A 14,292-nucleotide genomic window follows, 5' to 3' on the forward strand; every position below is an offset into this window, starting at 1 on the left:
CGCGGGCCGGGCCGGCACAGAACAGACGCTGACGCCGGCCGGGCCGGCGCCACGAGAACGGACGTGGCGCCGCCCCAGACGGCTGGGTCAGCCTTGCAGGACGGTCGCGAGCCGTTCCTGGCGCAGGGCCTCGTAGCGGGAGTCGTCGAGCGGGGCCAGCTCCCCGGCCCGCCACGACAGCAGCAGGTCCGCCAGCGCCGGGTTGCGGGCCAGCGCGGGCCCGTGCAGGTAGGTGCCCACCACGTGACCCGCGTAGCAGCCCTCGAACCCGTCGCCGTTGCCCACGCCCTTGATCGTCCGCGACAGCGGCTTGACGCCGGGGCCGAGGCTGGTGACGCCCATGTGGTTCTCGAAGCCGGTCAGCGTGGGCAGGTTGAGCGCGGCGTCCACCTCGGCCACCAGCTCGCCCACGGCCCGCGCGGGACCGCGGGCGCTGGCGATGTCGAGCAGGCCGATGCCGTCGACCGGCTGGCCCTCCTCGCCGCCGAACGTGCTGCCCATGATCTGGTAGCCGGCGCACACGGCCAGCATGGCCGCCCCGCGGGCGATGGCCCGGTGCAGGCCGCCGTCCCTGCGCAGGCGCTCGGCGGCCAGGATCTGCGGCCGGTCCTCGCCGCCGCCGATCAGGTAGATGTCGCCGGTCTCGGGAACGGGGTCGGCCGAGCGTACGTGGATCGTCTCGGTCTCGATGCCCCTGCGCTGCGCCCGCTGCTCAAGGACCAGGACGTTGCCCTGGTCACCGTAGGTGCTCAGCAGGTCGGGGTAGATCCAGACGATGCGAAGGGCACTGTCAGACGGCACGGCCGAACTCCGTTCGGATGTCCTGGAAGGCGGTGTAGTTGGCGATCACGTCGACCCGGCCGGGCGGCTGCATGGCCAGCGCCTCCGAGAAAGTGCCGCACAGCGTGAACGGCACGTCGGCCACGTCGAGCCGGAGCGCCATGTCGAGCCGGCGCTGACCGGTGATGAAGACGGGCCGCCCGCGCAGGATGCGGTAGTCGACGTCCCACAACCACGAGGTGTCGCGGCCGTCGGGGCCCTGCGCGTTGACCGACAGGATGATCGGGAACTGCGGGTCGGCGACGTCGAACGCCTCCAGCCAGCCCGCCGGGTTCTTGGCCAGCAGCAGCCGCGCGTGCCGGCCGTCACGCTCGACGGTGGTGTAGCGGCCGGCCACCGAGGTGACCTCGCGCAGCCTGGGCAGCGCCCGCTCCACCGGCAGCCCGAACGCGTCGGCCACCGCCAGCGCCATCACCGCGTTGGAGCGGTTGGCCTGGCCGGGCAGCTGGATGTCGAGCAGCCAGCGCTGCCCCTGGGGGTCGATCGCCGCGTCGTCGTCGACCGCCCACTGCGGCTCCGGCCGGTGGAACGTGCACTCCCTGCACGCCCAGTCGGCGTCCTTGCGGTCGAGCGGGCCGCCGCACTCGGGGCAGCACCAGGAGTCCTCCTTCCAGCGCTGCCCGCCGGCGACCCAGGTCACCTTGGCGGCCGTCGAGGCGCCCCAGGTGACGAGCGGGTCGTCGCAGTTGGCGATCACGTGGGTCGGCTTGCCGGACAGCGCCCTGCGCCACTTCTGCGCCAGCAGCCAGATCTCGGCGGCGCGGTCCATCTGGTCGCGGCTGAGGTTCATCAGGCAGACGACGCTCGCGCCGGTGGTGTCGAGCACCTCCGGCAGGTATTTCTCGTCCACCTCCAGCACACCGTAGGGGGCCCGCTTGTGCTGGGAGAGCGCGGAGACGTGGCCGGCCGGCATGTTGGCCCCGAAGACGTTGGTGGCCACCTCGCCGAGCTCTAGCAGCGCCGAGGTGATCAACCTGGTCGTGGTGGTCTTGCCGTTGGTCGCACTGACGAGAGCCAGCTTGCGATCTCTGGCGAGCTGGCGCAGGAGGTCGGGCTCGAGCATCAGGCCGACCCGCCCGCCGATCACCGAGCCGTCACCACGCCCGGTCATCCTGGACAGCGTGGCGGCACTGCGGCCCAGGGCGCTGGCGAGCTGGGCCCGCAGAGGAAGCTGGGTCATGTGCATGGATCCTAGTCGTCGTTGGCCCCAACTCTGGAGAAGCACAGCAAAACGCAGCCCGCCGGCTAGCAAGCCCGCGGCCCGCGCGGCGGGCCGGGGGTCGCGGGCGGCGGCGGGCAGCGGGCAGCGGCGGGCGGGCGGCAGCGGGCGGCGGTCAGGCCGGGGAGGGGGCGGGCTCGGCGAAGGCGATCTCCGGGGCGCCGCCCTGCTCGAACGGCAGCACGAACCTGCGCGGCCACGACAGCACCCCTTCCAGCCACCCGGCCCCCATCGTCTGCCCCACGTGCCTGATCCTGGCCGACGCCTCGACGCCGATGGCAACAGTGACGATGTCGCGCTGCACGCCCTCGGCCTCGTCGTCTCCGAGGATGACCCGCCAGGCCAGCGCCCGGTTGTGCTCCACCTCCATCGACAGCGGATGGTGGCGCAGCGCCTTGGCCCGGTGGCCGAGCAGCTCGGCGTGGATCAGGTCGCCTGAGCCGTTGCCGTTCGGCGGGCGGAACAGGGCGTACTCCATGGGCGGCGCGGGGCTGCGCAGGTTGGGGGCCGGCTGCCCGTACGGGAAGAGCCGGTCGACCTCGTGCAGCCAGCGCACTTGCGGGATGACCCACGACGCTCCGGGGCGCTCGCCGCCGCCGTCGAGGGCGGACAGCAGGCGGGTGGCGGTCTCGGCCGCCTTCTCCGTCAGCAGCGCCGGGTCGAACCAGCTCCGCAGCGACCAGGCGCGCCGCTGCACCGAGCGTTCGACGAGGGTGGCGAGCAGGCACTCCCTGCGCCGCGCCGGCAGGTCGGCCCAGGCGGCCGACAGGGCGCGCGGCACTCCGGGCAGCGGCCGGTTGCTGACGAAGGCCAGCACGACCGTGTCGCACCAGATGCGCAGCCAGGCCCAGTCGGAGGCGTCGGCGAGCACGTCGGCCTCGCGCAGCTCCACCAGCGTGCACGCCTGCCCGGTACGGCACTGCGCCCCGCAGGCGGCCGACCTGCGCCCGCGGATGGGCGGCGGCGGCCCCGGCAGCACCTTCTCCCTGGACTCCCCCAGCGGCACGCGCACCCGCAGCGGCCGGTCCATGCCGTCGGCGAACACCGCGGCCGAGCCCGGCTGGAGGGAGACCACGTGGCGGGACTGCTCCTCGCTCAGGTTCATCGCGCCCCCGACTAGCGACCTGTCATCCTCGGCGGGCAGCCGGTGCACGACCTTCAGCGCGGTGTTCTTGACCACGTCGGAGATGAGCTTGGTGGGGATCTGCTCGGCCACCACGATGCCCTCGCCGTACGCCCTGATCTCCGCGAGCAGGCCGGCCAGCAGCTCCACGGCGTGGGTGGAGGCCCGGCCGTGGCCGCGGTCGCGCAGCAGGCGGTGCGCCTCCTCGATCACGATGACGTGACGCAGCTCGGAGCTGCGCTCGCGCCTGGCCCGCATGCGCAGGTGCTCCACGATCCTGATGATCAGCGTGCCCATGAGGAACGCCTTGTCCTCGTCGTTGGCCACGTCCTCGATGGCCAGCACGACGTCGCGTTCCAGCAGGCCGCCGATGTCGGCGGGGTGGCCGCCCTCGAAGAAGCGCCCGGCCGAGCCCACCCGCAGCGAGCGCAGGCGCAGCGAGATGAAGCCCTCGACGTCGGCCTGCACCTCGCGGCCGTACCCGATCTCCTTGATGACGTCCATGGCGTGCTGCTGGAGCTGTTCGAGCGTGGGCACGCTGGGCGGGACGCTGGAGCCGGGCACGGCGCCGCCGGTGACCACGTCCCAGCCGGTGGCCTCGTAGACGCGCTGCAGGGCCAGCGACATGATCTGCGGAAACGGCTCCTCGGCGTCGAACGCGGCCATGAACAGCGCCCTGACCATGTCGATGTGCGCCTGGACCGGGTAGCCGGGCTCGGGTTCGAGCGGGTTGACGCTGAACGGCACGCCGTCGGGGGCCGACGGGTTGATCACGGTGACGGGGTCGTCGACGCGGCCGGCCATGGCGGCGTACTCGGACTTGGCCGGCTCGATGGCCAGCCACGGGATGCGGGCCCTGCTGAGCTGCTCCAGCAGGTGCCGGACGGTCTGGGACTTGCCCGACCCGGTCGCCCCCGTGACGAACGCGTGCCGGTTGAGCGTGGACAGCGGCACCCGGAACGTGCCCACGCCCCGGTCCTGGCCGTCGAGGATCTCGCCCAGCTCCAGTTCTCCCCCGGTGGCGCCCTCGTTCGACTCGGCGGTGACGTCGAAGAAGCCGGACTCCAGCACGCGCAGGCCGGGTACCTCCCGTCTGGGCAGCCCGGCCAGCGCGGCCAGCGCCCCGGCGGTGGCCGCGAACGGCGCGGCGGCGCCGTCGGACGGGTCCTGCATGGTGACGGCCAGCGCCTCCGTCAGCGCGTAGGCGGCGCCGTGCGAACTGCGCAGCCGGTACGGGTGATGGCTCATCTCGACCGACCCCACGAGCACGGGTGCGATCTGGCGCAGCTCGTCGGCGGTGGCGCCGCCGGCCAGCACGCGCACGTTCCACAGACCCGCCTCGCGGAAGGCGTCCAGCTCCTGCATGCGCCGCTCGGCCCGCTCGGCGTCGAAGCGGGAGCGTTCCGAGGCGTCGCCGTACTGGCGCAGCACGTTGAGCTGCGTGCGCAGGTGCGCCACCTCGGCGTCGAGCAGGTCGGTCGGCTCGGCGACGACGAGCCAGGCGAAGGGCCGCGACATGAGCGTGACCAGCGTCGACTCGAACAACGTCGGCCGCTTGAGCTCGTCGGGATCGAACTCGCGCCCCCTGCTGCCCAGCGGCGGCGCCTGCCGTCCCGGGCACGGCGCCCACACCAGGTCGGCCAGGTCGGCGAGATAACCCTCGTCGAGCTCCATGCCGCGCGCCCCGCCAGGGAACAGCAGCGGCTGCGGCCCGCTCGGGTGGCCGGGCGCGTCGGTGGCCCGGCGCGGCTGTCGCGGCGGCGACAGCGGCCCGGCGTTGGTGATGAGTTCGAGCGGCGCCCCCGATCCTCTCGACAGCCAGCCGATGACGAATGGCCGGTCGCGCTGCGCCGCCGACAGCACCGCGGGAAGCACGGTGACGAAGTCCCACTCTGCCGACGAGCTTCGCGAGGGTGCTGCGATCGATTGGATTCGATACCAGGGCCCGCTCAGCGAGACACTCGGCTGCATTTCATTCCCCCACAGACGGTTCTTTGTTAAATTCCGCCAACCGTCAGCTCGTCACCTTGACATTGACCATGTCATTGCCTGCCCTTGCGCCAGTCCAGGCGTGGCGGTGGTGGCCCGAGGTTCGGCGGCGGCTCTCCGTCGCCGTCCCCGGCCCGGGGATCGAGCGCCAGTACGGCCTCGCGCACGTCCTCCAGCTCGCCGAGCGTGGTCTTGGGAAAGGTGAGGATGGCCGGGTTCGCGTCTGCCAGGCGTACGCGCCTCCCTTCCGCCGTGGCGTCCGTGACGATCACGGACGTCGTGGGGAGCTGCTGGAGCTGGTGCGGCTCGACCAGGAACTCGCGCGAGCGCTGCAGCACCCGCTCCTTCTCCGCGATCTTGTCGGCGGTCCTGCCCCACTCCGTGGACTCGGTGATGTCGCCCGCCAGGTCCTCGTGGTTCTCGTCGCGCCCCTCGTGCTCGTCGTCGTCGAGCTGGGCGACGGTGGAGGTGTAGCCGCCGTCGAGGCCGGGCAGCGAGTCGCTGATCGTCTCGGTGAGCTGGGCCAGCTCCAGCCGGTGCTCGGTGCCGACGTGCTCGCTGGCGACCCGGGCGTCCTCGGCGTTGCCGAGCCGCATGAACGCGACCGCCGCGTGCCCTCGGCCGAGCCGCTCGCGTACGGCCGGGGTCAGCGACCGGTAGGTCAGCACCAGCCCGGTACGCGAGGTCTCGCAGGCGTCCATCAGCCGGTCGAGCACGTCGCCCCTGAGCTTGTCCGCGCCCGCCACGATGATCGTGTGGTACCAGGGCCGGTCGGAGGCGGGCGACTGGCGCAGGATGTGGGTCAGGGCGGTGGCCACGTACGTGCCGAGCACCCGGTTGCCGAACACGCCCGCCTGCCGGTCCATGCTCACCACGCGCAGCCTGGCGGGCGGCAGCCGTACGGCCTGCGTGCCCAGCGTCTCCAGCTTGCGCAGCTGAGACTCCAGCGCCCACGCCCGCTCGATCACCACCCGGTCGCTCACGCCGCGCCCGAACAACGTGCCGATGCGCTCCAGCTGGGTCGCGGTGATCAGCCCGAACCTGAGGTCGTCGCGCGGGTCGCCCACCTGCGCCAGCGCCCGCAGCGCGGCGGTGACCTGGCTGATCGTGGCGTTCTCGCCGAGCACCTCCAGGACCCGCTCCAGGATGGCGTTGTCGAAGCTGAGGTCGCGGGTGGTGCGGTGCTCCTCGCTCACGCTGACGACGTGGGCCAGCACGTCGGCGAAGGCCTCGGGCTTCAGCGTGGCGCCCAGGTCGAGCTTGGGCAGGTCGACCGGCAGCACCCACACCAGCGGGTCGTCGCCACCCTTGCGGGCCAGCTCGATGAGGTCCTTGGCGATCGCGCCCTCCGACAGGTCGAGCACCGTCAGATGGCCGCCGCTGTAGAGCCGGGTCGCGCCGAGCAGCGTCACGAGCGCCGACCAGCCGGGTAAGGTCCCGCCGGCCACGTCGATGCGGTCGATCTCGTCCGGCACCGCGACGGCGTACCAGGTGAGCTGCTTGTCGTGCCGGTCCTTCGACTCCTGCCACTCGCGGTAGCGCTGGGCGTGCTCCTCCTGGGCCTGGAACAGCTCCTTGTCACGTTCCCGCTGCTGCCGCTCGTCGCGGGCCTGCTGCTCCAGCACCCGGTAGCGGACCGCGCGGTCGCCCTGCATCAGCGCGAAGCTGCACACGGCCGCCACGCCGCCCGCGGCCACGAGCCCGACCAGGGCGAACGACCAGGGCAGGTAGCCGGCCAGGGCGGCGGCGATGATCAGCACGGTCAGGATCAGCATGAACATGCGGAAGACCCGGACCGGCCGGTTGAGCATGTCCTCCTGGAGCCGCTCGCGGCGCAGCAGTTCGAGGCGGGCGGGGTCGTCCTCGGCCTGGACCTGGGGAGAGGGCTCCTCGGCGGGAGAGGGGCGCCTGGGCGGGGGGCCTGGGTCGGGGTGCAGCAGGATGTACTGCCAGCCCAGGTAGATGCGGTCCGCCTGGAGCTGGGCATGCTCGGGATGCACGTCCGCCACGTGACCCTCCGGCCGCCGGTATGTCATGAGGAGTAGGGATCAGCCCTTTCCGCTCCGTGACAGCGTATGAGCTACAAGGCCCGTAGCGGCAGGGTTTCTCGGCAATTCGACCAGTCCGATGGGAGCATTGCGGCAGATGGGACAAGCGATACCTATTACCATCCTTACCCATGACGGAACCCTCCGGCGGCAGCACTGACAAGCCGAGACGCCCGGTAGTGGTGCCCGCGATCGCCCTGACGGCGTTCACGGTCGTCGGCATCACGGCTCTGCTCGGCGGGCTCAGCGAGGCCCCCGACGAACCGGAGCCCCTGAGCCAGGGCGCCGTGCTCGACCAGGGCCGCTACTCCACCAAGTTCGTCGGGTCGCGCGTCACGGTGGAGAAGGGACAGTTCGACTGGGAAGAGGACAAGCGCTTCGTCGAGCTGGTCTTCGACGTCGTCAACCTGGGCGACGACACCTCGGGGATCGGGATGCCGCCGGAGAAGCCCGAGAGCGCCGTCACGAGCGGTGACTTCGCCGGCTCGCTGATCAAGATCTCGCCGGCCTTCCCCAAGGACGCGGGTCCGTTCACGTTCGTCCGCGTCAAGGGCGGGGAGAGCAGGCAGTTGCACCCGGGGGTGCAGAGCGAGGTCATCCTGCGCTACCGGCTCAAGGAGAACGAGCAGCCGCCGGAGAAGATCACACTGGACGTGGGATCGTTCGAGTATTCCGCCGACCCCGTCGCCGCACTTCCGTACTGGTCGCTGGCCAGCAAGGAGGTCGGTGACCGGCAGATGCCCGAGATCAAGGCACGGGTCGTGCTGCCGGTCAAGAAGGAGGGCACGACGTGACCACCACCCAGCAGCCTTCCTCCATGGTGCCCTCGCGCGGCGCCAGGCGGGCGCAGCGCCGGGCGGGCGGCGCCGCCGGCGGCACCAAGGCGCTCGCCGCGCTCGCCGGGGTGGCGCTGATCGCCGTCGCCATGTGGGTGCAAAGTCACCACATGTCCGACCTCGAGACCAGCGATCCGCTCGTCTACAGCGGCGCCAAGGGCGAGACCGTGGACGCGCGGCGCTTCAGCGTGCGGCTGGAGAACGTCGTCGCGGCCAAGTCGATCAAGAGCGGCGACAAGACCCTCCAGACCGACCAGATCTTCCTCATCCTCACGGTCAAGGCCACGTCCGCCCTCAAGCCGTACCACCTGGGGGAGCCGGTGCTGACGACCGCCGAGGGCAAGAAGTTCGCCGCCACCGACCGGGTGGACAACTCCCTGTCGCTGGCGAGCAAGTGGGTGCAGCCGGACATCTGGCGGGCCGGCCAGTCCTTCTTCGAGGTGCCGCCGTCGGCCCTGGCGGGGGCGACCGTCACGTACGCTCTCCCCGGCTCCTTCCTCGTCGAGTCGTACCAGCCGGAGATCGAGATCGATCTCGGCCTGGACGAGGAGGGCGCGCGCAAGCTGGCCACGTCGGCGCAGGCCGTCTACTCGACTGACAAGAAGTGATCGCGGTATGAGTACGAACGACGAGCGCGACTGGTTCTCGCCCAGGAGCGAGAGACGACGCGAGGACGAACCCCCGGCGCCGCCCGGTCAGCCCTCCCCGCCGTCCGGGCAGGCCCCGGACGCCTACCAACCCCCACCTTCCGGACAGCAGACCCCGGACGGCCTCCAGGCCCCACCCTCCGGACGGCAGGTCTCGGACGGCCTCCAGCCCCCGCCCAGCGGGCGGCAGGCTCCGGGTGGTCTCCAGCCTCCGCCGCCCAGTCGGCAGCAGCCTGCCGGGCTGCAGTCGCCACCCGTGCAGCCGCCGGCCAGTGCGCAGCAGCCCGCCGGGCTCCAGCCGCCGCCGGACCGGCAGCCGCCGCCGTCCGGGCGTGGTGCTCACCCGGCCGTGGAGTTCCCCCCGGCTCCCGGCGCGCCACAGGGATCTCCGCTAGGCCCCCCACAGGGTTCCGTGCCGGGTCCGCTCCAGAGCTCGCCGCAGGGTCTGCCCCAGTCCTCCGCTCAGGGTCCGCCGTCGGGCGCGCCGCTGGGCCCGGCGTACGACGCACTGGACGACGCCGGTGACACCAGGCCTTATGGCCCGCTCCTCGGCCAGCACGCACGTCCCGGCCAGGACACTTCGCCCGCCAGACCGCAGCCCCGCCACGGGCAGGACCCGCAGGCGGCGCCGCAGCAGGCCTGGCACGGTGAGCAGCCCCCGCCGCCCGGCCACCAGGCACGGCACGGCGGGGAAGCACCACCCTCCGGACCTCAGACCCGGCATCGCCAGGACCCTCAGCCCTCCGGGGCGCAGACGGGCTACGGGCTGGACCCACAGGCCCCCGAAGCTCAAGCGGGTTACGGGCAGGAGGCGCAGGCGGCCGGAGGGGTGGAGCGACGGGAGGCTCCGTTGTTGCGGCGCAGGCCGACCCGGAGGCGGGCGGCGGCGCAGGGGCAGCAACCGGGGCAAGGGTCCGGTCCGGGCTTTCCCGGATACGGCGTTCCTTCGCCGCAGGGGCGGGCCGCTCAGGGCGGCCGGCACTCGCACCCGGACCAGCAGGTCTGGCCGCCCGCACAGGCCCCTCAGGCCCCCGAGCCGCCCGGCATGGCCACCCAGCCCCTCCCCGCCGTCGGCGGGTCCACTCCCCTCTACCCCGGCCGCAGGCACGCGGAACGGGGCACCCCGGTCGCGGAGCCGGGACCGCCGCAGGAGGGCTCCGACCGCCCGTCAAACCCCGCGTACGGGCAACCGGACGCCGCGAACACCGCGTACGGACAACCGGACGCCACGTACGGACAACCGGACGCCACGTACGGGCAGCAGGACGGCCCAGGGGGCTACCCGCAGCAGCAGGGGTGGCCGGGAGGACCGCAGGCATCCGCGCCCGAGCAGACGATGACTCCCGGGCAGTCGTATCCGGCGAGCTCTCCGCAGCCGGGCACGCCACAGCCGGGCATGCCGCTCCCGGCGGCGGGCGCGACGGGCCCAGGCGCCGCGTATCCAGGACAACCGGGGCGACCGGGATCGGGACAGCCGGCACAGGCGGGGCATACGGCGGTCACAGCGCAGCAGAGTGGGCCCGGGGCGGGGCGGGCGGTGGCTGGGAAGTCCCGTGGTCGTAAGGTGCTGATCGGGGTCGGCGCCGTGCTCGTGTCGCTGCTGATCACCGGCGCCCAGACCTACGACGGCTACGGCTTCTACACCGTGCAGACGCAGGACGAGACCAAGGAGATCGTGGTCGCCGCCGGCCAGTCGGGCACGGTGAACAAGGTCGAGTGGACGGCCGCCATCAAGCCGATGAAGATGCCGGCCGGCAACGGCGGCTACGGCCCTGAGGTGACCTGGCTGGAGGTGAACGTCACCAAGAAGGTCCTCGACGCCGGCAGCGCCACCATGACCGCCTTCCCCAGGGACATGAAGCTGACGGACCGCGCGGGCCGCACCTGGGTCGTGGAGGTCTCCACGGACGCGGAACGGCCGACGGAGCGGCTGGAGGTGGGCAAGACGTACCGGATCCCCGGTGGGGCGATCGTGCCGACCAAGGTGGCGGACGAGGTGGAACTGCTGCTCAGGCCGAGCAACTACCGTTCGGACACCCCGACCGAGGACCTGTTCAAGCGCGACGTCGTCGAGAAGATGCCGCAGGACACGGAGGTGCTGCGGTTCAGACGCCGGTGAGCGCAGGGCTCAGACGCCGGTGAGCGCAGGGCTCAGACGCCGGTGAGCGCAGGGCTCAGACGCCGGTGAGGCGCCGAGCTCAGACGCCGGTGAGGCGCCGAGCTCAGGCGTCGTCGAGTGTTTCGCCGCCGAGGCGGGCTCTGGTGGCCGCGATGTCGTACGTGGCCGCCAGCAGCGCCATGGTCAGCACGGTGACGACGCAGTCGCGGACGAAGGCCAGCGGCGGCCCCTGGACCGTCCACATCCACTCCGACTGCGAGCCGATGAGCGTGCGCAGCCCCCGGTCGGCGTACTGGCCGCCCACATCGAGCGCCACGTAGCACAGGCACATCATGCCGAACAGCGGCAACCCGGCCCGGTAGATCATCCGCAGGGAGTTGGCCAGCGGCAGCCAGCGATCCTTGAACCCGCCGGTGACCTGGTCGAACGACTTCTGCGTGAGGTCGTGGGCGCCTTCGAGCCGCTCGACGCCCCGCTCCAGTGCGGTGCCCTTGACCAGGGTGCGGGTCTCGTCGGAGTACGCCCCGAAGACCAGCATCGCCACCGTGAGCCAGGCGAGAGGGACGGCGACCGAGTCGAGGAACACCGGCCAGAGGTCGTCGAAGACGCCGGTGACGTCCTTCCACAGCGGCAGGCTCTCCTGGGCCTTCTCCCAGACGTCCTTCGTGTCGGCGATCACCGCGCGGTGCTCCATCCACTCGGAGCGCGCGTCCGCGATGGCGACGGTGCCGTTGAGGCCGTAGAAGACGAAGGCGAACTCGGAGAAGGCGGCGCCGAAGCCGGCGAACTTCCCCTTGCCGTTCTCGACGAGCTTGGCGAAGAGCATCTTCAGTCCGAACGTGACGACCATCGCGCCGATCGACACCCGCCAGTCGAGGTCGATGAGCCCCCGGCCGACGAAGTTGTCCTCGCCGAAGAGGGAGTTGTTCAGCCCTTCCTGGAAGTTGTGGAAGTAGTCCATCTGGATGGTGTCCCTGGCGTCCTGGTTCTGGAAGCCCCAGGCCAGGTAGAGCACCGCGAACGCCGGGGCGACCCGGTCGAGCGCGCGGAAGAAGCGCTCGTCCGCCACCCCTTCCCTGGCGCGGATCTCCCACAGGGAGCTGCGCAGGGTGTAGAGCATGCCGGTCGTGACCGTCATCGCCGTCAGCACGATGACCGTCAGCAGGGTCATCACGAGCACCAGGCGGACCTGGCGGAAGTCGCCGTACGCGACCTCCGTCGCCGCGTACATCAGCACGTAGCGCGCCAGCTCGCCGGCGGCGAACCAGAAGATCAAGGGCAGGGCGCACTTCCCCGCGAGACGCAGTGCGTGCAGGGGCAGCGAGTACGGCGACGGCATCCGCTGAGCCGGCGTAGGCCCAGGTCGCGGAGGCACCATCACACCTGTCGATCCGGACATCTGTGGAATCGTATCGGTCTGTCCCTCATGCCGCAGCCGCAACACGGGAAGAAGGTCACGCTCCGCAGATCGATCATGGACGCGCGGCTACGGCCGCCGCCCGGCGCATCCGCCGGCCCTGGAGGCACCCGTTCGGCCGATTCTGCGGCACCATGGCTTGTATGGACTCGCGGCCGGCCATGGACACCGATCCCCGCGTGGTGGGAGATCGACTGCGGCAGCTGCGGCAGGCCCGCGGCGTCTCGCTCTCCGAGCTCGCCAAGCGCGCCGGCATCGGGAAGGCCACGCTGTCGGGCGTCGAGACCGGCACCCGCAACCCGACGCTCGACACGCTCTGGGCCATCACCGCGCAGCTCGGGGTGCCGATCGGGGCGATACTCGACGCGCCGCCGGAGCCGCAGATCATGCGCGGCACGGCGATCGAGGCGGAGCTGCTGGAGGTGTTCGAGGACGACCGCGTCACCTACGAGCTCTACCGCGTACGCGTGCCGCCCGGCCTCACCCAGACCTCCCCCGCCCACCACGAGGGCGTCAGCGAGCACGTCACGGTCTTCACCGGCACCCTCAGCGCCGGCCCCATCAAGGAGCCGCTGACGGCCGGTCCCGGCGACCACATCTCGTGGGTCTCCGACGTGCCGCACGGCTACCGGGCGCACGGCCCCGACGTCGTCCGCGCCACCCTCCTCATGCGTTACCCCACCAAACCGATCTGAAGAGTCAGACCGGATCCGGCTGGGCCGGGCGGCAGGTGCGGCAGGGGCGATAGCCGGCCGCCCTGGCCTGGGCGAGGCTGCGGAAGCCGTGCCGGTGCGCGGGGGTGATCCGCCTGGCGTTGTGGCAGGTAGGGAAGCACACCACCCCGGTCGTGTCGCTGGCCAGGTAGAAGACGCGTTCCCCGGCCAGCCGGCGGAGCCGGTCCAGATCGACCCCCTCGGCCAGCAGCAGCCGCTCCTTGGCCGCGGCGCCGAACACGTAGTCGCCCGGGACCCCGTCGGACCTGGTCACCCGGTGGCACGGGATGAGCAGCGGCACCGGGTTGTGGCCGAGCGCCGTCCCCACCGCGCGCACCGCTCCGGGCCGGCCGACGCGGGCCGCGACCCACGCGTAGGGGCGTACCTCGCCGCGCGGGATCGTCCGGACGGCCTCCAGCACGTCACGCTGGAAGGCGCTCGCGCCGCGCAGGTCCAGCCGCAGCCCGGACAGCTTGCCGGTGCGCAGCGCGGGCAGCAGCCCGGCGGGCGGACGCGCCGCGGGCAGCAGCGGACGGCCGAAGCGCTCCCTGTGTGCCCGCGCGAACCCGTCGCCCGCGTGCACGTACGCCACGCCCTGCTCGGTGAAGGCCACCGAGAGCTCCCCGATCGGCCCCGGCACGCTGACCCAGCGCGCCGCTATCCGATCGAGCAGCCCGTCCGGCGGCTCGGCGGCCAGCGCCGCCAGTCCGGCGATCAGCGGGTCCTCGGTCATCGGGCACCTCCCAGTGCGCGTAGCCGCTTCAGCCCCCGTGACACGTGCGACTTGACCGTACCCTGGGGGATCTTGAGCACGGTGGCGATCTCGCTGATCGGCAGGTCGACGACGTGCCGCAGCACGACCGCGGCCCGCTGCTCCTCGGGCAGCAGGGCCAGCAGCCCGGCCAGCTCGTCGCCGGTCTCGCGGCGGACGGCCGCCTCCTCGACGTCCTCGTGCGGATCGACCACCTCCACCGGCTCGCCGGGCAGGTCGGGCGGCGGTTTGCGGGATCTGGTCCGGACGCAGTTGCGCCAGACGTTCATCAGGATCGTCATCACCCAGGCACGCGGCTGAAGCTGGGCGACGCGGTCGCGCTCGTACCCGGCCAGCGCCCGGTACGCGCGCAGGAACGTCTCCGCGGTGAGGTCCTCGGCGTCCGGCCGGCGCCCGCTCAGCCGCAGCGCGGTCGAGAAGACCAGGCCGCGATGGGCGGCGTACAGCTCGGCGAACCCCTCGTCGAGGTCGTCGAGCAGTGCCTTGCGCACCGGGTCGGCGCAGTCGGAGTGACTCACACCCTCTACAACACCACCCGGCGGGCGGCGGTTGCATGCGAGGGGCCCGCG

General features: G+C 72.2%; 12 protein-coding genes. 4 read left to right on the forward strand and 8 right to left on the reverse strand.

Features of this window, described 5'->3' with window-relative positions; all coding sequences use genetic code 11:
• Nucleotides 1-87: 87 nt before the first annotated feature.
• The 4 genes from OIE67_RS42890 to OIE67_RS42905 form a co-directional block, all read right to left on the reverse strand.
• Nucleotides 88-801: a type 1 glutamine amidotransferase gene (locus tag OIE67_RS42890; RefSeq protein ID WP_106244084.1), complete on the reverse strand. Its 714-nt coding sequence runs from the start codon at nt 799-801 to the stop codon at nt 88-90.
• Nucleotides 791-2,020, reverse strand: coding sequence for a MurT ligase domain-containing protein (locus OIE67_RS42895; protein WP_106244082.1), 1,230 nt, complete (start codon nt 2,018-2,020; stop codon nt 791-793). Before OIE67_RS42895 ends, OIE67_RS42890 begins: the two co-directional genes overlap by 11 nt.
• 154 nt (nt 2,021-2,174) lie before the next feature.
• A complete protein-coding gene (locus tag OIE67_RS42900; protein ID WP_326631313.1) occupies nt 2,175-5,057 on the reverse strand; it encodes an ATP-binding protein in 2,883 nt (960 codons plus the stop codon).
• A gap of 167 nt (nt 5,058-5,224) precedes the next feature.
• Nucleotides 5,225-7,180, reverse strand: a complete 1,956-nt coding sequence (locus OIE67_RS42905) for a hypothetical protein (RefSeq protein WP_181307781.1) — start codon at nt 7,178-7,180, stop codon at nt 5,225-5,227.
• 170 nt (nt 7,181-7,350) lie between these two features.
• On the opposite strand from OIE67_RS42905, the gene OIE67_RS42910 reads away from it, so the two are divergent.
• Nucleotides 7,351-8,013: a hypothetical protein gene (locus OIE67_RS42910; RefSeq protein ID WP_326631316.1), complete on the forward strand. Its 663-nt coding sequence runs from the start codon at nt 7,351-7,353 to the stop codon at nt 8,011-8,013.
• Nucleotides 8,010-8,663: a hypothetical protein gene (locus OIE67_RS42915; RefSeq protein WP_326631318.1), complete on the forward strand. Its 654-nt coding sequence runs from the start codon at nt 8,010-8,012 to the stop codon at nt 8,661-8,663. The genes OIE67_RS42910 and OIE67_RS42915 overlap by 4 nt, the downstream gene beginning before the upstream one ends.
• A 430-nt stretch (nt 8,664-9,093) precedes the next feature.
• On the opposite strand, the gene OIE67_RS42920 is transcribed toward OIE67_RS42915, so the two are convergent.
• Nucleotides 9,094-9,426: a hypothetical protein gene (locus OIE67_RS42920; protein ID WP_326631321.1), complete on the reverse strand. Its 333-nt coding sequence runs from the start codon at nt 9,424-9,426 to the stop codon at nt 9,094-9,096.
• 321 nt (nt 9,427-9,747) lie between these two features.
• On the opposite strand from OIE67_RS42920, the gene OIE67_RS42925 reads away from it, so the two are divergent.
• Complete coding sequence (locus OIE67_RS42925; protein ID WP_326631323.1) at nt 9,748-10,821, forward strand: hypothetical protein; 1,074 nt, start codon at nt 9,748-9,750, stop codon at nt 10,819-10,821.
• A gap of 103 nt (nt 10,822-10,924) precedes the next feature.
• Here OIE67_RS42925 and OIE67_RS42930 read toward each other — a convergent pair whose 3' ends face one another.
• On the reverse strand, nt 10,925-12,160 hold the full coding sequence (locus OIE67_RS42930; RefSeq protein ID WP_326631325.1) for a hypothetical protein: 1,236 nt from the start codon (nt 12,158-12,160) through the stop codon (nt 10,925-10,927).
• Between the two features lie 221 nt (nt 12,161-12,381).
• Between OIE67_RS42930 and OIE67_RS42935 the strand changes: the two genes are divergently transcribed.
• Nucleotides 12,382-12,933: a helix-turn-helix domain-containing protein gene (locus tag OIE67_RS42935; RefSeq protein WP_106244068.1), complete on the forward strand. Its 552-nt coding sequence runs from the start codon at nt 12,382-12,384 to the stop codon at nt 12,931-12,933.
• 4 nt (nt 12,934-12,937) lie between these two features.
• On the opposite strand, the gene OIE67_RS42940 is transcribed toward OIE67_RS42935, so the two are convergent.
• Together OIE67_RS42940 and OIE67_RS42945 are read right to left on the reverse strand one after the other, a co-directional pair.
• On the reverse strand, nt 12,938-13,684 hold the full coding sequence (locus OIE67_RS42940; protein WP_326631327.1) for a methylated-DNA--[protein]-cysteine S-methyltransferase: 747 nt from the start codon (nt 13,682-13,684) through the stop codon (nt 12,938-12,940).
• Entirely contained in the window at nt 13,681-14,241 is a 561-nt protein-coding gene (locus OIE67_RS42945; protein ID WP_326631328.1) for an RNA polymerase sigma factor, read from the reverse strand. The genes OIE67_RS42940 and OIE67_RS42945 overlap by 4 nt, the downstream gene beginning before the upstream one ends.
• Between the last annotated feature and the right edge of the window lie 51 nt (nt 14,242-14,292).

Origin of the sequence: Nonomuraea fuscirosea (genome assembly GCF_035917475.1) — a bacterium.
Lineage (GTDB): Bacteria > Actinomycetota > Actinomycetes > Streptosporangiales > Streptosporangiaceae > Nonomuraea > Nonomuraea fuscirosea.

Bases quoted from the DNA above. Each gene is read 5' to 3' on its own strand.
- OIE67_RS42940 (WP_326631327.1), bottom strand. From the start codon at position 13,684: ATGACCGAGGACCCGCTGATCGCCGGACTGGCGGCGCTGGCCGCCGAG.
- OIE67_RS42910 (WP_326631316.1), top strand. From the start codon at position 7,351: ATGACGGAACCCTCCGGCGGCAGCACTGACAAGCCGAGACGCCCGGTA.
- OIE67_RS42930 (WP_326631325.1), bottom strand. From the start codon at position 12,160: ATGCCGTCGCCGTACTCGCTGCCCCTGCACGCACTGCGTCTCGCGGGG.
- OIE67_RS42925 (WP_326631323.1), top strand. From the start codon at position 9,748: ATGGCCACCCAGCCCCTCCCCGCCGTCGGCGGGTCCACTCCCCTCTAC.
- OIE67_RS42895 (WP_106244082.1), bottom strand. From the start codon at position 2,020: ATGACCCAGCTTCCTCTGCGGGCCCAGCTCGCCAGCGCCCTGGGCCGC.
- OIE67_RS42920 (WP_326631321.1), bottom strand. From the start codon at position 9,426: ATGCCGGGTCTGAGGTCCGGAGGGTGGTGCTTCCCCGCCGTGCCGTGC.
- OIE67_RS42935 (WP_106244068.1), top strand. From the start codon at position 12,382: ATGGACTCGCGGCCGGCCATGGACACCGATCCCCGCGTGGTGGGAGAT.